This is a genomic window from Curtobacterium sp. BH-2-1-1, assembly GCF_001806325.1.
GTDB lineage: Bacteria > Actinomycetota > Actinomycetes > Actinomycetales > Microbacteriaceae > Curtobacterium.
This window is the reverse complement of sequence record NZ_CP017580.1, coordinates 1694776-1715549: the sequence shown is the minus strand read 5'-3', so window position 1 is coordinate 1715549 and position 20774 is coordinate 1694776. Positions and strand designations below refer to the sequence as shown.

17 protein-coding genes and 3 tRNA genes are annotated in these 20774 nt (G+C 68.7%); 11 read left to right on the top strand and 9 right to left on the bottom strand.

The genetic code is table 11. From position 1 onward, the window contains the following. Positions 1–13 precede the first annotated feature (13 nt). The 7 genes from recF (at position 14) to BJK06_RS08055 (ending at position 7324) form a co-directional block, all read left to right on the top strand. Positions 14–1264: a DNA replication/repair protein RecF gene (gene recF / locus BJK06_RS08085; RefSeq protein WP_070417466.1), complete on the top strand. Its 1251-nt coding sequence runs from the start codon at positions 14–16 to the stop codon at positions 1262–1264. Continuing rightward, positions 1264–1764 carry a DUF721 domain-containing protein gene (locus BJK06_RS08080; protein WP_070417465.1) on the top strand — a complete coding sequence of 167 codons (501 nt, stop codon included), beginning with the start codon at positions 1264–1266 and terminating at the stop codon, positions 1762–1764. The genes recF and BJK06_RS08080 overlap by 1 nt, the downstream gene beginning before the upstream one ends. 132 nt (positions 1765–1896) lie before the next feature. Continuing rightward, entirely contained in the window at positions 1897–3900 is a 2004-nt protein-coding gene (gyrB, locus tag BJK06_RS08075) for a DNA topoisomerase (ATP-hydrolyzing) subunit B (protein WP_070417464.1), read from the top strand. A gap of 117 nt (positions 3901–4017) precedes the next feature. Then, positions 4018–6666, top strand: a complete 2649-nt coding sequence (gene gyrA, locus BJK06_RS08070) for a DNA gyrase subunit A (protein WP_070417463.1) — start codon at positions 4018–4020, stop codon at positions 6664–6666. Continuing rightward, positions 6659–7066 (top strand): DUF3566 domain-containing protein, encoded by a 408-nt coding sequence (locus BJK06_RS08065; RefSeq protein ID WP_070417462.1) that lies wholly within the window; start codon positions 6659–6661, stop codon positions 7064–7066. The genes gyrA and BJK06_RS08065 overlap by 8 nt, the downstream gene beginning before the upstream one ends. A 76-nt stretch (positions 7067–7142) precedes the next feature. Further along, positions 7143–7219: transfer RNA gene (locus BJK06_RS08060), tRNA-Ile, on the top strand. Between the two features lie 32 nt (positions 7220–7251). Beyond that, positions 7252–7324: transfer RNA gene (locus BJK06_RS08055), tRNA-Ala, on the top strand. 503 nt (positions 7325–7827) lie between these two features. On the opposite strand, the gene BJK06_RS08050 is transcribed toward BJK06_RS08055, so the two are convergent. After that, complete coding sequence (locus BJK06_RS08050) at positions 7828–8400, bottom strand: hypothetical protein (RefSeq protein ID WP_083295136.1); 573 nt, start codon at positions 8398–8400, stop codon at positions 7828–7830. Positions 8401–8517: 117 nt separating this feature from the next. Here BJK06_RS08050 and BJK06_RS08045 point away from each other — a divergent pair, with 117 nt between their 5' ends. Together BJK06_RS08045 and BJK06_RS08040 are read left to right on the top strand one after the other, a co-directional pair. Further along, positions 8518–9057, top strand: coding sequence for a peptidylprolyl isomerase (locus BJK06_RS08045; RefSeq protein WP_070417461.1), 540 nt, complete (start codon positions 8518–8520; stop codon positions 9055–9057). Positions 9058–9065: 8 nt separating this feature from the next. Further along, a complete protein-coding gene (locus tag BJK06_RS08040; protein WP_070417460.1) occupies positions 9066–9920 on the top strand; it encodes a rhomboid family intramembrane serine protease in 855 nt (284 codons plus the stop codon). A 357-nt stretch (positions 9921–10277) separates the two neighbouring features. Here BJK06_RS08040 and BJK06_RS08035 read toward each other — a convergent pair whose 3' ends face one another. After that, positions 10278–10532: a cell division protein CrgA gene (locus BJK06_RS08035; protein ID WP_070417459.1), complete on the bottom strand. Its 255-nt coding sequence runs from the start codon at positions 10530–10532 to the stop codon at positions 10278–10280. Positions 10533–10614: 82 nt separating this feature from the next. Between BJK06_RS08035 and BJK06_RS08030 the strand changes: the two genes are divergently transcribed. Beyond that, a complete protein-coding gene (locus tag BJK06_RS08030; protein WP_070417458.1) occupies positions 10615–11259 on the top strand; it encodes an aminodeoxychorismate/anthranilate synthase component II in 645 nt (214 codons plus the stop codon). Between the two features lie 148 nt (positions 11260–11407). On the opposite strand, the gene pknB is transcribed toward BJK06_RS08030, so the two are convergent. The 7 genes from pknB to BJK06_RS07995 form a co-directional block, all read right to left on the bottom strand. Beyond that, positions 11408–13126, bottom strand: a complete 1719-nt coding sequence (pknB, locus tag BJK06_RS08025) for a Stk1 family PASTA domain-containing Ser/Thr kinase (RefSeq protein WP_258027748.1) — start codon at positions 13124–13126, stop codon at positions 11408–11410. Between the two features lie 199 nt (positions 13127–13325). Beyond that, the gene (locus tag BJK06_RS08020) at positions 13326–15083 is read right to left on the bottom strand and encodes a protein kinase (protein ID WP_070417456.1); all 1758 of its coding nucleotides are present in this window, start codon (positions 15081–15083) and stop codon (positions 13326–13328) included. Next, the gene (locus tag BJK06_RS08015) at positions 15080–16537 is read right to left on the bottom strand and encodes a penicillin-binding protein 2 (protein WP_070417455.1); all 1458 of its coding nucleotides are present in this window, start codon (positions 16535–16537) and stop codon (positions 15080–15082) included. Before BJK06_RS08015 ends, BJK06_RS08020 begins: the two co-directional genes overlap by 4 nt. Then, the gene (locus tag BJK06_RS08010) at positions 16534–17970 is read right to left on the bottom strand and encodes an FtsW/RodA/SpoVE family cell cycle protein (RefSeq protein WP_070417454.1); all 1437 of its coding nucleotides are present in this window, start codon (positions 17968–17970) and stop codon (positions 16534–16536) included. The genes BJK06_RS08015 and BJK06_RS08010 overlap by 4 nt, the downstream gene beginning before the upstream one ends. Further along, the gene (locus tag BJK06_RS08005) at positions 17967–19319 is read right to left on the bottom strand and encodes a Stp1/IreP family PP2C-type Ser/Thr phosphatase (RefSeq protein WP_070417453.1); all 1353 of its coding nucleotides are present in this window, start codon (positions 19317–19319) and stop codon (positions 17967–17969) included. Before BJK06_RS08005 ends, BJK06_RS08010 begins: the two co-directional genes overlap by 4 nt. A 6-nt stretch (positions 19320–19325) precedes the next feature. Further along, positions 19326–19877 (bottom strand): FHA domain-containing protein, encoded by a 552-nt coding sequence (locus tag BJK06_RS08000; RefSeq protein WP_070417452.1) that lies wholly within the window; start codon positions 19875–19877, stop codon positions 19326–19328. Next, a complete protein-coding gene (locus BJK06_RS07995) occupies positions 19874–20554 on the bottom strand; it encodes a DUF3662 and FHA domain-containing protein (protein ID WP_070417451.1) in 681 nt (226 codons plus the stop codon). The genes BJK06_RS08000 and BJK06_RS07995 overlap by 4 nt, the downstream gene beginning before the upstream one ends. Before the next feature lie 86 nt (positions 20555–20640). Here BJK06_RS07995 and BJK06_RS07990 point away from each other — a divergent pair. Beyond that, positions 20641–20727 (top strand) — tRNA-Leu (locus BJK06_RS07990). Positions 20728–20774: the final 47 nt, after the last annotated feature.

Sequence of the window (20774 nt, the reverse complement as noted above, 5' to 3'; positions counted from 1 at the left end):
GGCCACGGCCCGCGTGCACGTCGACCACCTGCAACTCACGGACTTCCGGAACTACCGGGAGGCCGAGGTCGACCTCGCACGCGGGCCGAACCTGTTCGTCGGCCGGAATGGACAGGGCAAGACCAACCTCGTCGAGGCGATCGGCTACCTCTCCACCCTGGGATCGCACCGGGTCCCGACGGACGCGGCACTCGTGCGGCAGGGCTGCGACGCGGCGATCGTCCGCGCTCGGCTCGCGCACGAGGACCGCAGCATCCTCGCCGAGGTCCAGATCAACCGCACCGGCTCGAACCGGGCGCAGGTGAACCGCTCGGCCATCAAGCCCCGCGAGCTCCCGCGCTACTGCACGAGCGTCCTCTTCGCTCCCGAGGACCTCGCGCTGGTCCGGGGCGAACCGGCCGGCCGACGCCGGATGCTCGACGAGCTCCTCGGGCAGATCGCCCCGCGCATGCAGGGCGTCCTCGCCGACTACGACCGGACGCTCCGGCAGCGCAACACCCTGTTGAAGTCGGCCCGGGCGACCGGTGCGAAGGCGGGTTCGCTCGCGACGCTCGACGTCTGGGACGAGCGTCTCGTGGCCTTCGGCGCCGAGATCATCGCCGCCCGTGACCACCTCACCCGGCGGCTCGCCCCGTTCGTGGCCGAGGCCTACGCGACCGTCGCCGGCGAACGGCACGAGGCGTCGATCACCGGCGTCCTGAGCGTCCGCGGCGGCGACCCGGAGGACGCGGCCGCGACGGATCCCGTCCTCGGGACACCCGACGAGCCGGTCACCGTCACCGCGGCTGCCGATGCGTTCCGCGCGGCACTCGAACGGCGTCGACGCGACGAGCTCGACCGCGGCCTGACGCTCGTCGGTCCCCACCGCGACGACGTCCTCTTCCAGCTGAACGGGTTACCTGCCCGCGGCTACGCCAGTCACGGGGAATCGTGGTCGTTCGCGCTCGCCGTGCAGCTGGCCAGTGCGTCGATCCTCCGCGCCGAGTCGAGCCTGGGGGATCCGATCATCATCCTCGACGACGTGTTCGCCGAACTCGACGAGTCGCGCCGGGAACGCCTGGCCGGGGCGGTTGCCGACTACGAGCAGGTGCTCATCACCGCGGCGGTGTTCGGTGACGTGCCCGAGCAGCTGGCCGCGCACACGGTCCGGATCGAAGCTGGCACGATCGTGACCGACGAGGCGGAGTCGAGCCGCGCCTCCAGTCCGACCGAAGAACCGGACGACCACCGGGCGGAAGCCGACCCGACCGGAGCGGGCCTCTGATGCCGAAGCCGTCGAGACCCACCGAGCCCTCACGGGTCTACCGGCACCTCCGCGCCGTCTTCGGCGACCCCTCGAAGCGCGGCGTCGACGCGCGCCGGCGCCGTATGAAGGGACTCGACCCCGACTCCGTGCCCTACGGTCGCGGTCGCGAGCCCGCCGGACTCGGTGACGTCGTCGGTTCGCTCGCGCAGGAACTGGGCTGGACCGAGCCCCTCGCCCGGTCCGAGCTGTTCGTGGACTGGCCCGCCGTGGTGGGCGAGGAACTCGCGAAGCACTCCCGACCCGTGACCATCGATGACGGTGCACTCGTCATCCGGTGCGACTCGACGGCCTGGGCGACCCAGCTCCGACTGATGCGCAGCACCGTCACGACGACCATCGCCGAGCGGCACCCCGAGGCGGGGGTGCAGTCGATCCGGGTTTCGGGCCCCGACGCCCCCACCTGGAAACGCGGTCCCAGGACGGTTCAGGGGCGCGGTCCCCGCGACACTTACGGGTAGGGCGACGAAATCGTCCGGGAGGACGAAAAAAGGCCGTCCACGGCCGGAATCCGCCCTCGGAGGAGGGGGTCCTGCGGTAGACTGAGAGGTGCAGTGCGCGGGTGTTCCGCGCGCAGGCAGGAGCACCTTCGAATGACATCCGGATCTGACGACGACCGACAGAACTCGTCCGGCGAGGCGACCCCGCAGAGCGATCCAGCGTACGGCGCAGACCAGATCCAGGTGCTCGAGGGACTCGAAGCCGTCCGGAAGCGTCCGGGCATGTACATCGGGTCGACGGGTCCCCGCGGTCTGCACCACCTCGTGCAGGAGATCGTCGACAACTCCGTCGACGAAGCGCTCGCGGGCTACTGCGACACGATCAACGTCACCATCCGCGAAGACGGCGGCGTCCGCGTGGTCGACAACGGCCGTGGCATCCCCGTCGGGATCCACGCTGCCGAGGGCGTCTCGACCGTCCAGGTCGTGCTCACCGTCCTGCACGCCGGCGGCAAGTTCGGCGGCGGCGCGTACGCGGTGTCCGGTGGTCTGCACGGCGTCGGTTCGTCGGTCGTCAACGCGCTGAGCTCCGAGCTCGACGTCGAGGTTCGCCAGCAGGGCCACGTCTGGCGCCAGAGCTACACCGACGGTGTCCCGGTCGCGCCCCTGTCGAAGGACGAGGAAGACGACGGCCACGGCACCACGATCACGTTCTGGCCGAACGCCGACATCTTCGAGACCGTCGTCTTCGACTACGAGACCCTGCGCACGCGCTTCCAGCAGATGGCCTTCCTCAACAAGGGCCTGCGGATCACCCTGACCGACGAGCGCACCCCGGCCGAGGGTGAAGAGGCACGGCACGACTCCTTCCTCTACGAGCGCGGGCTCGCCGACTACGTCGAGTACCTCAACGCCCAGAAGAAGGCCGACCTGGTGCACCCGGACGTCATCGGGTTCGAGGCCGAGGACCCGGAGCGCAAGATCGCGCTCGAGGTCGCGATGCAGTGGAACACCTCCTACCAAGAGAGCGTCCACACCTTCGCGAACACGATCAACACGCACGAGGGCGGCACCCACGAAGAGGGCTTCCGCGCGGCGCTGACGTACCTGGTCAACAAGTACGCGCGCGAGGCGAAGATCATCAAGGAGAAGGACGACAACCTCACGGGTGACGACATCCGCGAAGGACTGACGGCCGTCATCTCCGTGAAGCTCGGCGAACCGCAGTTCGAGGGGCAGACGAAGACCAAGCTCGGCAACACCGAGGCGAAGGGCTTCGTCCAGCGCGTCGTCGGCACCGAGCTCACCCACTGGTTCGAGAGCAACCCGACGCAGGCCCGCGACGTCGTGCGCAAGGCGATCCAGGCCTCGCAGGCCCGTCTCGCCGCACGCAAGGCGCGCGAGACCACCCGTCGCAAGGGCCTCCTCGAGTCGGGCGGCATGCCCGGCAAGCTCAAGGACTGCCAGTCGAAGGACCCGACGGTCTCCGAGATCTTCATGGTCGAGGGTGACTCCGCCGGTGGTTCCGCCGTGCAGGGTCGCAACCCGATGACGCAGGCGATCCTGCCGCTGCGCGGCAAGATCCTCAACGTCGAGAAGGCCCGCCTCGACCGTGCCCTGGCCAACCAGGAGATCCAGTCGATGATCACGGCGTTCGGCGCCGGCATCGGCGAGGACTTCGACCCGGACAAGGCCCGCTACCACAAGATCGTGCTGATGGCCGATGCCGACGTCGACGGCCAGCACATCACGACCCTGCTCCTCACCCTGCTGTTCCGCTACATGCGGCCGCTCATCGAGCGCGGCTACGTGTACCTCGCGCAGCCGCCGCTCTACCGCCTGAAGTGGTCGAACTCGGCGCACGAGTACGTGTTCAGCGACCGGGAGCGCGACGCCCTGATGCAGGCCGGCCTCGCCGCCGGCAAGCGCATCCCGAAGGACAACGGGATCCAGCGCTACAAGGGTCTCGGCGAGATGGACTACAAGGAGCTGTGGGACACCACGATGAACCCGGACACCCGGACGCTCCTGCAGGTCACGCTCGAGGACGCCGCCGCGGTGGACAGCGTCTTCGCGACGCTGATGGGTGAGGACGTCGAGTCCCGTCGCCAGTTCATCCAGCAGAACGCGAAGGACGTCCGGTTCTTGGACATCTGATCCTGGCCTGGAGGCGCGGCGTGAGCCGCGCGGACCAGTCCTGACCACCTGTGGTCGCGCCCGGCGCGACTGACGGAACCACAGCCTCCAGGCTGTCCAGAAAGGGAACGAAGCCACATGGCTGACGACAACGAGAACGGCGCCGACGAGCAGCCCGAGATCGTCCACGGCGACAGCGGGGACATCGTCGTCTCCGGTGACCGCATCTCGCAGGTCGACCTGCAGCTCGAGATGCAGCGCTCGTACCTCGACTACGCGATGAGCGTCATCGTCGGTCGTGCCCTGCCCGAGGTCCGTGACGGACTGAAGCCGGTGCACCGCCGCGTGATCTACGCGATGTTCGACGGCGGCTACCGTCCCGACCGGGCCTTCTCGAAGTGCTCGCGCGTCGTCGGCGACGTCATGGGGCAGTTCCACCCGCACGGCGACAGCGCGATCTACGACGCCCTCGTCCGCCTGGTGCAGCCGTGGTCGCTCCGGTACCCGCTCGCGCTCGGCCAGGGCAACTTCGGTTCCCCGGGCAACGACGGCGCCGCTGCCCCGCGGTACACCGAGACCAAGATGGCGCCGCTCGCCATGGAGATGGTCCGGGACATCGACGAGGACACCGTCGACTTCCAGGACAACTACGACGGTCGCACGCAGGAGCCCGCGATCCTGCCGGCACGGTTCCCGAACCTGCTGGTCAACGGCTCCGTCGGCATCGCGGTCGGCATGGCGACGAACATCCCGCCGCACAACCTGCGCGAGGTCGCTGCGGGCGCCAAGTGGGCGCTCGAGCACCCCGACGCCACGCGTGAAGAGCTCCTCGGCGCGCTCATGCAGCGGATCAAGGGCCCGGACTTCCCGACCGGGGCGCAGATCCTCGGCACGAAGGGCATCCAGGACGCCTACCGCACCGGTCGTGGCTCGATCACGATGCGTGCGGTCGTCAACGTCGAGGAGATCCAGGGCCGCACCTGCCTCGTCGTCACCGAGCTCCCGTACCAGGTGAACCCCGACAACCTCGCGATCCGCATCGCCGAGGGTGTGAAGGACGGCAAGCTCGCCGGCATCGCGGACATCCGCGACGAGACCTCGGGTCGTACCGGTCAGCGTCTCGTCATCGTGCTCAAGCGCGACGCCGTCGCCAAGGTCGTCCTCAACAACCTGTACAAGCACACGCAGCTGCAGGAGAACTTCGGCGCGAACATGCTCGCGATCGTCGACGGCGTGCCCCGCACCCTCGCGCTCGACGGGTTCATCTCGGCGTGGGTCGACCACCAGATCGACGTCATCGTCCGCCGCACCCAGTTCCGGCTGCGCGAGGCCGAGAAGCGCGCCCACATCCTCCGTGGCTACCTGGCCGCGCTCGACGCCCTCGACGAGGTCATCGCGCTCATCCGCCGGTCGCCCGACGTCGAAGAGGCCCGCACCGGTCTGATGGACCTGCTGTCCGTCGACGAGATCCAGGCGCGCGCGATCCTCGAGCTCCAGCTCCGTCGTCTCGCCGCCCTCGAGCGGCAGAAGATCCACGACGAGGCCGAGGAGCTCGAGCGCAAGATCGCCGACTTCCAGGACATCCTGGCGTCGGAGACCCGTCAGCGCACGATCATCGGCGACGAGCTCGAGGAGATCGTCGAGCGGTTCGGCGACGACCGCCGCAGCGAGATCCTGCTCGGCTTCGACGGCGACATGTCCATCGAGGACCTCATCCCCGAAGAGGAGATGGTCGTCACCATCACCCGCGGCGGGTACGTCAAGCGGACGCGCAGCGACAACTACCGGTCGCAGCACCGCGGCGGACGCGGGGTCAAGGGTGCGCAGCTGCGCGCCGACGACATCGTCGAGCACTTCTTCGTGACGACGACGCACCACTGGCTCCTCTTCCTCACGGACAAGGGGCGGGTCTACCGCGCCAAGGCCTACGAGCTGCAGGAGGCCAGCCGCGACGCCAAGGGTCAGCACGTGGCGAACCTGCTCGCCATGCAGCCGGACGAGCAGATCCAGCAGGTGCTCGACATCCGCGACTACGAGGCGGCGCAGTACCTCGTGCTCGCCACGGCGCACGGTCTCGTGAAGAAGACCCCGCTCACCGAGTACGACACGAACCGCACCGGCGGCATCATCGCGATCAACCTGCGCGACGGCGACACCCTGGTGCAGGCACTCCTCGTCGACGAGCACGACGACCTCCTGCTCGTGTCGAAGCACGGCATGTCGCTGCGCTTCACCGCGACGAACGACACCCTGCGCCCGATGGGTCGATCGACCTCCGGCGTGAAGGGCATGTCCTTCCGCGACGACGACTCGCTGCTCGCAGCCCGGGTCGTCTCGGACGACGGCTACGTCTGGGTCATGACCGAGGGCGGCTACGCCAAGCGCACGTCGGTCGACCAGTACCGCGTGCAGGGCCGTGGTGGTCTCGGCATCAAGGTGGCCAAGCTGGCCGCTGACCGAGGCGACCTTGTGGGTGCTCTCATCGTGGGCGAGGACGACGAGGTGCTCGTCGTGCTGCAATCGGGCAAGGTGGTAAGGTCTGCCGTGGCCGAGGTGCCCGCCAAGGGTCGCGACACGATGGGTGTGGTCTTCGCGAGGTTCGCGGAGAACGACCGGATCATCGCGGTGGCCCGGAACACAGAGCGGAACCTGGACGACCAGGACGACGCCGAGATCGAGCCTGCGGGCCCGGTGGAGACGGTCAGCCCGGACGAAGCGGCCGCCGACCCCGCCGACACAGTGCCCACGGACACCGTGGCCGGAGAGGACCAGTCAAGCAATGAGTAGTGTCGCCGAGAAGCTCCAGAAGAAGGCGAAGCGGCCCGTCGGCACCCGTCAGGTGCGGCTGCGGCTCGTGTACGTCGACTTCTGGTCGATGGTGAAGCTCAGCTTCCTCATCGCCCTGGCCGGCTCGATCGTGATCGTCGTCGCCACCGCGCTGGTGTGGGTCATCCTGAACCAGACCGGTGTCTTCACCCAGATCGACGCCCTGCTGAAGGACGTCACCGGGCAGAACAACTACTCGATCATGGACCAGTTCTCGCTGGGCCAGGTGCTCGGGTTCTCCATCGTCGTGGGCATCCTCAACGTGGTCGTCGGCACCGTGCTCGGCGCCATCGTGAGTGTCCTCTACAACCTCAGTGTGCGGATCACCGGCGGCTTGCTCGTCGGCTTCACGAACAACTGACACACCCGGGCCGGATGGGCCGACCGTCTCGATTTCGTTCTGCGAGATCCGTACGGTAGGCTTTCATCCGGTCTGAGGGGCTATAGCTCAGGCGGTTAGAGCGCTTCGCTGATAACGAAGAGGTCCAAGGTTCAAGTCCTTGTAGCCCCACCACTTCCTCCGACACTCCGTACGATGGGTGTCACGGGGCCTTAGCTCAGTTGGTAGAGCGCCTGCTTTGCAAGCAGGATGTCGGGAGTTCGATTCTCCCAGGCTCCACTCCCTCGGCGTGAGCGATGCTCCGCTCGTTCCTCGCTTCGCCTCGCTTGGTCGTCGTGTTCGTCTGCGCCTTCGGCGCGCCGCTCCGCGATCGGTTCCGTTGCGCGACGTTCTTGCGGGCTCGAGGTTTGCCGATTGTGGCATCTCGCGCTGGCTGAACGGCCGTTCGTGGGACCTCGGCGGACGTGAGTGGTGCGTCGTGCGACCGCGACACGGCTCCGGGTGGACCCCGGCGGACGTGCGTGCTGGGTTGTGCGACCTCGCCGGGTGGCGGGGTGGGCCGAACGCGACGGCGTACGGGAGGCGCGGGGCGGGGCCGACCCGCGCCTCCCGTCCGTCGCCGGGCCGGTGAGTGGGCACGACATGCCGTGCGTCGGGCGCCGAGTGGGCACGAACGGCCGCTTCGGCGCGGTGAACGGGACGTATTCTGCCCGCTCGCCGCTCCGACCGCGGACGACGAAGGGCCCCGGCGCGTGCCGGGGCCCTTCGTGCGAACCGGGAGGTCAGGCGGCAGGCTTCTCCGCCGTGTCAGCGTCGTCGGCGACCCACAGGTCGTCGTCCGCGCGGAGCGTCTGGTACGCGGCGTAGGCGGCGCCCGCCACGGCCACGACACCGACCACGATCAGCGCGACACCGCCGAAGCCGATGCCCTTCTTCTGGTGCGGCACGTACTTCTCCGCTGCCTTCTTGGCCTTCTTGCCCTTCTTCTGGGCGTTCTTCACGATCTTCTTGACGCGGGGGTCCTTCGCGAGGTCACCCACGCTGAGGACTGAGCCCGCCGTCGCGACGAGTCCGGGGACGACCTCGGACTGGAAGCGGTGCGAAGCACTCTGCGCTGCGCTCGTGGCAGCGTGCACCCCCGTGGCGACAGCCGGACGGATGCCGTTGTCGATCGCGTTCTGCACTCGCGGAGCGATGTCCTTGCGAGCGGTGTCCACGGCGTGGGACCGCGCCTCCGCAAGGATCGCGTTCGCGTGCTCGAGGACCTTGCGCTGCTCGCCGAGGAGCGAGGCGGTCTGGCCCTTGAGCTTCTTGATCTGCTTCCGGCGCTTGCGCGGGATCTCGATCGTCGTCATCTGGTACCTCCATCGGAACGGCGTGACCCCCATCCTGCCACCGCAGTGCCTGACAGGTCACGGAGCCTCACCTGTGTGATCCGTCTGACCGTCAGCAGTACATGCGAGAATCGGAACATGTCTCTGCACACCGCTGTCGCAACGATCCACACGAACAAGGGCGACATCCGCGTCAACCTGTTCGGCAACCACGCTCCGAAGACCGTCAAGAACTTCGTCGACCTCGCGACGGGCAAGCAGGAGTGGACCCACCCCGGCACCGGCAAGGTCTCGACCGACAAGCTGTACGACGGTGTCGTCTTCCACCGCATCATCAAGGACTTCATGATCCAGGGCGGCGACCCGCTCGGTCAGGGCATCGGCGGACCGGGCTACCGCTTCGACGACGAGATCCACCCGGAGCTCACCTTCCAGAACCCGTACATCTTCGCCATGGCGAACGCCGGCATCCAGGGTGGCCGCGGCACCAACGGCTCGCAGTTCTTCATCACCACGGTGGCGACGCCGTGGCTGCAGGGCAAGCACACCATCTTCGGCGAGGTCGCGGACGACGAGTCCCGCGCGGTCGTCGACGCGATCGAGGGTGTGGCGACCGACGGCCGTGACAAGCCGCTCGAGGACGTCGTCATCCAGAGCATCGACGTCGAGGACGTCTGAGCCACCACGTGACCGATCAGGCGTACAACCCGAACAACACCTGCTACCGGCATCCGGACCGGCAGAGCTTCGTGCTCTGCCAGCGCTGCGGGCGGACGATCTGCCCGGAGTGCCAGACGCCGGCGGCGGTCGGGGTGCACTGCCCTGAGTGCGTGCGCGAGCAGCGTGCGCAGTTCCAGGCGAACCGTCGGGCGTCCGGAGGCCCCAGCGGCCTGACGGTCGCCCGGCGGCGCTTCGCCATGCTCGACCAGAAGGCGACGGTCGTGATCGTCGCCGTCTCGGTCGCGATCTGGTTGCTCGACCAGGTCTCGGGCGGGTTCTTCACGAACCTGTTCGCCTACAACTCGTTGCTCCTGCCCTCGCAGCCGTGGCGAGCGGTGACGGTGCTCTTCGTGCACTCGGGCCTCTTCCACATCCTGTTCAACATGTGGGCGCTGTGGATCTTCGGCCGGATGCTCGAGAACATGCTCGGGGCGTGGCGGTTCCTGGCGCTCTACTTCATCACCGGGATCTTCGGGTCGATGCTCGTGACGTTCCTGGCCCCCGGCACGTGGGTGGTCGGAGCGTCCGGCGCGATCTTCGGGCTGTTCGCGGCGTTCTTCGTCCTGCAGCGCAGTCTCGGCAACAACGCCGTGCAGCTGCTGGTCATCATGGGACTCAACCTCGTCGTGGGGTTCCTGCCGGGCACGAACATCTCGTGGCAGGCGCACGTCGGCGGGATCATCGGCGGCTTCGTGGTCGGGTTCGTGTTCGCACGGACCCGCAACATCCGCCAGCGTTCGCTGCAGATCGCACTGCTCGTGGCCGCCGCGGTCGTGGGCATCGCCCTGACCGCCGTCGGGTACGCGGTGACGATCGGCTGACAGCCGCACAGCCGCACAGCCGCACAGCAGCACCACCGGACGCCCCGTCGCTCAGCGGCGGGGGCGTTCGTGCGTCCCCGGGGGCTTTTCCACACGTGCACGACTGAGTTGTCCACAGCTGTGGAGAACGCGGTGAGTTACACGCATGTGATTATCCCCACTGTGGAGTCCGCTGTGGATAACTCCGGGACGGGGGTGTGGATGGGTGTGTGGAGAGTGTGGAGAACTGTGGAGAACGCGCGCGGAGGTGGGGACAAGGGCCACGGCGGGGCGACTGCACTGTGGACAACGGCACGAATGACGACGCCCGCCGCACCAGCAGGTGCGACGGGCGTCGAGAGGTGTGTGGCCGGGGTGCTACCGCCAGCGCGTGGTCATCAGGAAGCCGACGAACATGATGCCGAAGCCGATGAGGATGTTCCACGAACCGAGGGACGGCACCGGCAGCGTCGTGTTCGAGATGTAGAAGACGATCACCCAGGCGAGGCCGATGAGCATGAAACCGAACATGACCGGCTTGAACCACACGGGGTTCGGCTGGTCCCCCGCGGTGTCGACCGAGTCGGCTCGGGTCGTCCGGGCGGGCTTGGTGCGGTCCTTGTCCTTGGCCATGGCCGGTATCCTACCGTGACCGCGGGTGTGGGAAGCCTCTCAGCCCGCCGCACACATCCCCCACGAGTACGGTGAACCGACCATGACCAAGATCCTCGTCGTCGACAACTACGACAGCTTCGTCTACACGCTGAACGGCTACGTGCAGCAGCTCGGGGCGGAGACCGACGTGGTCCGGAACGACGCCTTCCCCGCATCCGAGATCGCCGACCGCATCGCCGAGTACGACGGTGTGCTGCTGTCCCCCGGCCCCGGGACGCCCGCGGACGCAGGCGTCTCCGTCGAGACCGTGCACGCCGCCATCGCCGCGGACAAGCCCCTGCTCGGTGTGTGCCTCGGCCACCAGGCCATCGCCGAGGCGCTCGGTGCGACGGTCACCCACGCCGAGGAACTCATGCACGGCAAGACCTCGCAGGTCGACCACGACGACAGCCCCCTCTTCGCGGGCGTCCCGCACCCGTTCACGGCGACGCGGTACCACTCGCTCGCGATCGTCGACGGCACGGTCCCCGACGAGCTCACCGTGACCGCCCGGACCGGTGGTGGCGTCATCATGGGCGTGCAGCACCGCGAGCACCCCGTGTACGGCGTGCAGTTCCACCCGGAGTCGGTCCTCACCGAGGGCGGCTACCGGATGGTCGGAAACTGGCTCGAGACGACCGGCCTCGCCGGTGCAGCAGAACGCGCTGCGGGCCTGAACCCGCTCATCGCGGCCCACCGGGCCTGACAGCGGCGCGCCACTGACGTGACCGCCCTGCGGGACGGTCGGGACGTGGCGGGGTCGAGCCGCGCCTCCGGGAAGGCAGCCTGACACGACGACGGACGGGAGGCGCGGCGCACCCCTGCCGCGGAGCATCCGTCAGGACGCGGTCAGATCACTGACCGTCGTCGCCGCCGTCCTTGCCACCGTCGGCGGGTGCATCCGTCGCCGGCGGCTGCGAGGGCTGCGCCGAGCCGGCGCAGTACGTGAGCGTCACGGTGCTGCCCTGCGCGATGTCGCCGGCGGGGGCGCTCTGCTGCGTCACGGTGCCACCGATGCACGAGTACGACGGCGCCGGCGTGACCTTCAGCCCCAGCTGGGCGAGGGTCGCGTTCGCCGTGGAGAACGGCTGCTGGGTGACGTTCGGCAACTCGACCTTGCCGTTCGACACCGTCAGGTTCACCACCGTGCCCTTGGTGTGCTGCGAGGAAGCGGCGGGGTCGGTGCTCATGACCGTCCCCTCGGGCACGTCGGGCGAGTAGTCGGAGTTGATCGCACCGACGGCGAAGCCCGCCTGCTCGAGGGTCTTCTGCGCAGCGTCCTGCGCCTGCCCCGCGAGGTCCGGGACGGCGACCTGTTCGGGGCCGAGCGAGACGATCACGCGGACGTTCTGCTTGCGCGCGACGTTCGTGCCGGAGCCGGGCTCGGTGCGGATGACCGATCCCCGGTCGACGTCGTCGGAGTTCTCCTCGACCTTGACGGGGACGAGGTCCTTCTTGCCGAGCGCGGAGGCCGCGGAGTCGTAGGTCGCACCGACGACGTTCGGCACGCTGACCGAGGACGTGACGGGAGGCTTGCCCGGACCGAGGTTCGCCACGAAGAACACGACCGCCACGATGACCGCCGCGGTCAGGATGATGCCGACCCAGATCCAGGCGACGGGCGGCCGGTTCTGGGTGCGCTGCGGGCGGTGCTCGGCGGTGTCGTCGTCGAGCTCGCGGAAGGCCACCGCGGGGTTCGAGGTCGTCCGGGGGTTCACACCGAACAGCACCGTCGAGGCATCGTGGGCGGCCTGCTGCTGGAGCTTGCGGGTCGACGCGGGGACCTTGCCCGCCGCGGCCTGCTGCAGTTCCGTCCGGAACTCCGCCGCGTTCTGGTAGCGGCGCGTGCGGTCCTTCACCAGGGCGTGCAGCGTGACCGCGTCGAGCGCCGGCGAGACCTCGGGCATGAGGGACGACGGCGCGACGGGCTGTTCGCTGACGTGCTGGTACGCGACAGCGACGGGGGTGTCCCCGAGGAACGGCGGGCGGCCGGTGAGCAGCTCGAAGAACACGACACCGGTGGAGTAGACGTCGGTACGGGCGTCGACGGTCTCGCCGCGGGCCTGTTCCGGGGAGAAGTAGGACGCGGTACCGAGGATCGAGGTCGTCTGGGCGACCGTCGCGGAGGTGTCGGTGATGGCGCGGGCGATGCCGAAGTCCATGACCTTGACCTGGCCGGAGTGCGTCACCATGACGTTCGCGGGCTTGATGTCGCGGTGCACGACGCCGGCACGGTGCGAGTACTCGAGCGCGGTGAGGATGCCCTCGGTGATGCGCACGGCTTCGTCCGGGGCGACCGGGCCCTCGCCGATGATGTCGGAGAGCGGACGGCCCTCGACGTACTCCATGACGATGAAGGGCACCTGCACCTCGGCACCGGAGGTCTCGGTGACCGTCTCTTCGCCGGCGTCGTAGACGCGGACGATGGTGGGGTGGGCCATGCGGGCGGCCGCCTGGGCTTCCTGCCGGAAGCGCGTGCGGAACGCCGGGTCGTTGGCGAGGCTGGGCTTCAGCAGCTTCACTGCCACCTTGCGTCCGAGCCGGGTGTCGTTGCCCAGATGCACAGTGGCCATGCCGCCCCGACCGATGACGTCACCGATCTCGTAGCGGTTGGCGAGGAGGGTGATCCCCGCGGTCACACCTTCTGGCACGTACTCCTCCGAATGTCCGTCCGGGCAAGTGTACGGCAGGCTTCGCTGGTGAGACGCTGGTGACGGGGGGCTCGACCGAACCGTTACGCAACGGTGTCGCGAGCCCCCGTCCGGGGGTCGATCAGTTGCCGTCCTGCGGGCCAGCGCTCGGGTTGTTGCCGTCGGTCGGGTCGGTCGTCGGCTCGTCCGCGGCCTGCCAGGCGTCGCTCGACGCGGCCTCGGACGCCGCCGACGCCGCGAGGTTGCCGCACGTCACGGTGTAGCTCAGCGATGCCGAGGTGTCGATCTTGTCGATCTGCACGGTGACCGATCGGTGGTCGGCGTCGAGCGTGCCCGAGGTCTGGCTCGAGGCGTCCTTGCCGCCGGTGATCGTGTACGCGTACGACGACACGGTGTACCCGGTCGGGCACGTCGCCGCCGCCCAGCTGAAGGTCACCACGCCGTCGGCGGACACCGCACCCGGGGACGCCGAGTTCGGCTGGTTGACCGTCGGCTGCGCCGTGTACTGCTGCAGCACGACGAGCGAGCCGGGCGCCAGGCTGCCGGTGGGGCTGATCGACTGGACGGTGTTCGCCTGCTCGGGCTTCGGGGCGGGGTCGCCGTCCTCGACGCGGGAGGTGAGGTTCAGCGCCTCGAGCTTGGCCTGCGCGTCGGCGACCGACAGCCCGACGAAGTCCGCCGAGTTCACGGTCACGCGGGTCTCGGTCGGGGTCGCGCTCGGCGTCGGCGTCTGGGAGCGTGTCGGCTTGGCGGACGACTGCGACGGCGAGGGGTCGGCGCCGCCGTTCCCGTTGCTCGTCACCGCGAAGGCGATCACCACACCGGCGATGATGAGCACCGCGACGATGCCCACGACCCACCAGATCCAAGCGCGCTTCTTCTTCGGTTCCTCGTCCTCGCCGTCGACCGGCGAGCCCGGGGTGCCCGGACCGCCCGTGGCCGCACCCGCCTGGGTGCCGATGAGCGCCGTCGCAGCGTCGTTCCCCGGCGTCTGCGGCGGGTTGAACGCCACGGTGCCGCCGGCGGCGATGGCCGGCACGGCGACGGTGGCGGCCGCGACGTCCCCACGGCGGAGCGCCTGCGCCGCACGGGCCAGGTTCGCCGCCGTCGCCGGACGGTCGGCCGGCTTCTTGGCGATGCACGACATCACGAGGGCGGAGACCGGCTCCGGGATGTCCCCCGGGAGCGCCGGCGGCTGCTCGTTGATGTGCGCCATGGCGATCGCGACCTGCGACTCGCCCGTGAACGGGCGACGGCCCGCCAGGCACTCGTACGCGACGATGCCGAGCGAGTAGATGTCGGTCGACGGCGACGCCGGGTGCCCGCTCGCCTGCTCCGGCGAGAGGTACTGGACGGTGCCCATGACCTGTCCGGTCGCGGTGAGCGGCACCTGGTCGGCGATGCGCGCGATGCCGAAGTCGGTGATCTTGACGCGGCCGTCCGGCGTGATGAGCAGGTTGCCCGGCTTGATGTCGCGGTGCACGAGCCCGACGGCGTGCGCGGCCTGCAGGGCGTTCGCGGTCTGCGCGACGATGTCGAGGACCTTGTCGACCGGCAGCGTGTGCTCCCGCTCGATCATGGTCGAGAGCGCCTCGCCGGGGACGAGCTCCATCACGAGGTAGGCGCTGCCGTCCTCCTCGCCGTAGTCGAAGACGTTGGCGATGCCCTCGTGGTTGACGAGCGCAGCGTGACGGGCCTCGGCGCGGAAGCGCTCGAGGAAGCCCGGGTCGCCGAGGTACTCGTCCTTGAGGATCTTGAGTGCGACGGTCCGGCCGATGACGAGGTCGGTGGCCTGCCACACCTCTCCCATGCCGCCGATGGCGACGCGGGACGAGAGTTGGTACCGCCCACCGAAGGTGAGTCCGCTGGTGGGTCTCATTTGTTCAGCACCGCCTCCATGACTTTCTTCGCGACCGGGGCCGCGACCGTGTTGCCGACTCCGGACTGCCCGAGTCCGCCGCCGTTCCCGACGACGACCGCGACGGCCACCTCCGGGTCCTTCGCCGGGGCGAAGCCCGTGAACCAGAGTGTGTAGGGATCGCCCGTGCCGCCTTCGGCCGTGCCCGTCTTCCCTGCGACGTCGACACCGTCGATCTTGGCATTGGTGCCGGTCCCCGAGCTGACGACGCTCTGCATGGCCTCGGTGAGGTCACTCGCCTCGGACGACGAGAGCGGGTCGCTGTACTGCTTCGGGGAGAAGGACTCGACGGTCTTCAGGTCGCTCGTCGTGATCGAGTCGACGAGCGAGGGCTGCATGACCTTGCCACCGTTCGCGATGCCGGCGGAGACCATGGCCATCTGCAGCGGGGACACCCGGACGCTGGCCTGGCCGAACGAGCTCAGCATGAGCTGCGCGGTGTCGTCGCTGACGTCGGGGTACTGGCTGGCCGTGGCGCGCATCGGGACCTCGATCGCGTCGCCGAAGCCGTACTTGTCGGCCATGCTCTTGATCGCGTCGTAGCCGAGCTTCTGGCCGAGCTCCGCGAAGGGGATGTTGCACGAGTACTGGATCGCCGTGCGCAGCTTGACCTTGTCGCCGCCGCCGCACGAGCCGCCCTCGGCGTTGTTGATGTACGTGCTCGTGCCGGGCAGCTGCAGCCGCGACGGGTTCGGGAACTCGGAGTCGAGGTTGTACTTGCCGCCCTCGAGCGCCGCGGACGCCACGACGAGCTTGAAGACCGACCCGGGCGTGTACAGGTCGCCGCCGATGGCCCGGTTCTGCAGGGGCTTCGCGGCGTTCGACTCGAGCGCCTTGTACTGGTCGATGACGTTCTGCGTGTCGTGTGACGTCAGCGTGTTCGGGTCGTAGCTCTGCTTCGACACCATCGCGAGGATCTTGCCGGTCTTCGGCTGGATCGCGACGACGGCACCGGTGTTGTCGCCCAGTGCGTCGTACGCGGCCTTCTGGACGTCCGGGTCGATCGTCAGGTTGACGTTGTCGCCCTGGACGTCCTGGCCGGTCAGGATCGCGTTGAGGTTCTGGAAGAACGAGGCGTCGGAGTTGCCGGAGAGCACGGTGTTCTCGGCGCCCTCGATGCCGGAGTTGCCCTGGCCGATCGTGAAGTACCCGGTGACGGCCGAGTACAGGTCGCCGTTCGTGTACTTCCGCTGGTACTGGTACTGGTCGTCCACCGGGGTCGACTCGGCGATGGGACTGCCGTTGACGAGGATCGCGCCGCGCTTCGTGGAGTAGCTGGCGAGGATCGTCCGGGAGTTCCGCGAGTCCGCGCGGAGGGAGTCGGCCGAGAAGAACTGGATGGAGGTCGTCGACACGAAGAGTGCGACGAACATGAGCACGATGACGGTCGAGACACCGCGGAGCTGTCGGTTCACCGGCTGCGCTCCTTCCTGGTCGTCCCGCGACCACGAGCAGCCGGGATCGCACCCTGCTGCACGCGCTGTTCGGCGGGGATTGCATCGGTCAGGCGCAGCAGCATCGCGGCGATGATCCAGTTGGCGACGAGGGACGAACCACCGGCCGCCATGAACGGCGTCGTGAGGCCGGTGACCGGGATGACCCGGGTGATGCCGCCGACGACGACGAACACCTGCAGCGCGATGATGAAGCCGAAGCCCACGCCGAGCAGCTTGCCGAAGTCGTCCTGCGCCATGAACCCGACGCGGAGGCCTCGCGACGCCAGGATGATGAACAGGGCGAGGATCGCGAAGACGCCGATCAGGCCGAGTTCCTCACCCAGGGAGGCGATGATGTAGTCCGCGTTGGCGACCGGGGTGATGTACGGACGCCCCTGGCCGAGACCGGTGCCCGTGATCCCGCCGTTCGCGAAGCCGAACAGGCCCTGCACGAGCTGGTAGCTGCCCTGGGTCTGCCGGGTGAAGATCTCCTGGTTGAACGGGTCGAGCCACTGCTCGAACCGGCCGTGCACGTAGACGAGCACGGACTGGGCGACGAGCGCGCCACCCACGAACAGCACGAGCCCGATGAGGACCCAGCTCAGCCGCGCCGTCGCGACGTAGATCATCACGAGGAACAGGCCGAAGTAGAGCAGTGCGGTGCCGAGGTCGCGCTGGAAGACCAGGACGCCCATGGCCGCGGCCCACATCACGAGGATCGGCCCGAGGTCACGCGCCCGCGGGAACGTCATGCCGAGGAACTTCCGGCCGACGATCGACAGCGAGTCCCGTGCGGTGACGAGGTAGCCGGCGAAGAACAGCGCCATCGTGATCTTGGCGAGCTCGCCCGGCTGGAAGGTGAACGAGCCGAGCTTGATCCAGACCCGCGCACCGTTCACGTTGAGTCCGATGCCCGGCAGCATCGGCAGGAGCAACAGCGCGATCGTCAGGAACATGAAGATGTAGCGGTACCGCTGCAGGAACCGGTGGTTCCGGACGACCGAGACCGTGATGATCGCCAGGACCATCGCGAGCATCGTCCAGACGATCTGCTTCACGCCGATCGCGCCCCAGCCGGTCAGGCCGTTGTGGACGTCGATGCGGTAGATCTCGGCGATCCCGATGCCGTTCAGCACGAGTGCGACCGGCAGGATGAACGGGTCGGCGTTCTTCGCGACGATTCGCAGCACGACGTGCATCACGAGCGCGAGCCCGAGGATGCCGGCGCCGACCCAGAGCACCGAGGTGTCGAACAGCTTGCCCTTCGTGCCGAGCTGCACGAGGACCATCGCGCCGGCGCAGATGCCGCACGCGATGACGAGCAGCACGAGCTCGAGGTTGCGGGCGCGGGCGGGCTCCCGCAGCTTGATCGTGATCGCCTGCGTGAAGGACTGGGCGGTGGCGCTGCTCATCGCTTCGCCCCTGGTGACGGCGACGGCGACTTCGTCGGGGACGAGGAGGGCGTCGGAGACGGTGATCCGCCGTCTCCGCCGGTGCCCGCCTGGTCCTGACCGGTCTCGGCGGCCTTCCGCAGCCGGTCGACGATGTCACGGGCGTCGTCGAGCGACTGCGCGTTGATCGTCGAGCGGACGTTCTCGCGGGTGTACTCCGGCAACCCGGACACCGAGATGTCGGTGTCCTCGTACACGTCGGACAGCGCGATCGGCCCGATCGACTGCTGCACGCCCTTGTAGATCGCGACGGTGCCGCGGTCGGTCCCGACGTAGTAGTGGTCCTGGATGATCCGCCAGCCGAGGAAGACGGCGCCGACGAGTGCGGCGACGGCCACGACGAGCGCGATGGTCCACGAGACACGACGGCGGATCCGGCGACGGCGGTCCTCGGCGATGAGCTCGGCGAAGAACTGGTCGGACTCGGGCTCGAAGTGCGAGTCCTCGGGGGCGGTCGTGACCTTGAGCGGGTGGAGCAGGATGGTGGGGAGGCGGATCGGCTTGCGGCCGGTCGACGCCTCGAACGTGAGCGGTGCCGCCGCGGACCCGACCGTGGTGGCCGCGTCGTCGTCGTCGTCGGGCTCGGTGTCGGTGACGTCCATCACGACGACCGTCACGTTGTCGGGCGCGCCGTGGTCGAGCGTCTCCTTCACGAGGCGCTGCGTGACCTGGTTCGCGTCCATGTTCGACGCGAGCGCGTGCCGGATGCGCTCTTCGGCCAGGTACGACGAGAGACCGTCGGAGCAGAGCAGCCAGCGGTCGCCCGGCTGGATGTCCATGATCGCGGTGTCGACCTCCGGCGCGGCGTCGACGTCGCCGAGCACCCGCATGAGGACGGAGCGTCGCGGGTGCACCGCGGCCTCTTCAGGCGTGATCCGGCCGCTGTCCACGAGCCGCTGCACGAAGGTGTGGTCGGAGGTGATCTGCTGGAGCTCGCCGTCGCGGTGCCGGTAGATGCGCGAGTCGCCGATGTGCGCGATGGCGATCTGTTCGCCGACCCGGATCATCGCGGACACCGTGGTGCCCATGCCGGTGAGTTCCTGGTGCTCGAACACCGTCTCGGTGATGAGCTGGTTCGCCGCGATCAGCGCCGACTGCAGTGCGAACTCGGCGTCGTGCGCCGACGGGAACTCGCGGTCGACCTCCCTGATGCGGCGGATCGCGATCGCCGAGGCGACGTCACCGCCCGCGTGCCCGCCCATGCCGTCGGCCACCGCGAACAGGTGCTGTCCGGCGTAGCCGGAGTCCTGGTTGTTCGCGCGGATGCGTCCGACGTGGGACACAGCGGCGCTCAGCGTGCGAGCGGTCATCCCGGGTTACCGCCGCAGCTCGAACGTCGTCGTCCCGATCGTGATCGGCGTCCGCTCCGCGATGATCACGGGAACGGTCACCTTCTGACCGTTGACGAACGTGCCGTTCGTGGACTCGAGGTCGGTGAGGAGCCAGCCGTCGGCCCGGAGGTCGAGGCGGGCGTGGTTGGTGGACGTGTAGTCGTCGCGGATGACGACGTTGGACTCGCTCGACCGGCCGATCGTGATCGGGCCGCCACCGAGCGGCATCTCCATGCCCTCGCGCGAGCCCTCGGTGATCACGAGGCGGGTCGCAGCCGGCGTGGCGGACTGCTGCGCCCCCGTCGCTTGACCGATGAGGTCCGTGAAGGCACCGGCCGACGCTGCGGCGGGGGCCGCTGCTGCCGGCACCGCGGGGGTCGTCGGACCCGACGCACCGGCCTTCGGATCGGTGGGGATCGTGCGCACGCGCTGGCCGAACAGATCGCTCCGCAGGGCGAAGACGATCACGAACACGAACAGCCAGAGCACCGCGAGGAACGCGAAGCGCAGGACGAGCAGGGTCAGCCCTGTGGTCACCTGGTACCTCCGTCGTTCTCGGGTATCACCCGGAACACCATACGGGTACGACCGATCTCGATCGTGGAATCCGGCTCCACGATGGCCTGCTGGAAGCGCTCACCGTTCAGTTTCGAGCCGTTCGTCGACCCGAGGTCGTTGGCCTGGGCGTGCTTGCCGTCCCAGATGACCTCGACGTGCTTGCGGCTCGTGCCGGTGTCGGCGACGGTGATGTCGGCGTCCGTCCCGCGACCGATCACGGTGCGACCACGCTGCAGCTTGTGCCGCTGCGAACCGATGTCGAGCACCGCGACCCAGGCGACGTCGCGCTGCACCGTCGTCGAGTCGATCTGCAGGATCCCGGTGGAGAGGGTGCCGTCCTGCTGCAGCCGGATCGTGACCGGTCCGGAGAAGGAGTAGTTCTGCGCGACCGCGTGCTGCTGCACCATCTGCGAGAGCTCGTCGACGAGCGGCCGACCGATGTCGTTCATGCGCGTGTAGTCCGGCGGCGCGAGTCGCACCGTGAACTCGTTCGGCACGAGGATGCGTTCGCGGGAGACGACGGCTGCCTTGGTGTCGAGCTCGCGGCGGAGGGCGCTCGAGATCTCGACGGGCTGCACGCCGGAGCGGAAGGTCTTCGCGAACGCGCCGTTCACAGCGCGCTCCAGCCCTCGCTCGAAGCTGTCCAACAGGCCCATGGGTCTCCAGTGTTCTCGGTCGTCGACCTCTGCATGGTAGTGGTTGGCGTCTGGCAGCGTCTGTGCGTGGTAGTGTTCTCGGGCTGGCGCGAGTGGCGGAATTGGTAGACGCGCACGGTTCAGGTCCGTGTGCTGGAAACGGCGTGGGGGTTCAAGTCCCCCCTCGCGCACCAGACAACGCAAGAGGCCCCCGGAGAGATCCGGGGGCCTCTTTGCGTTC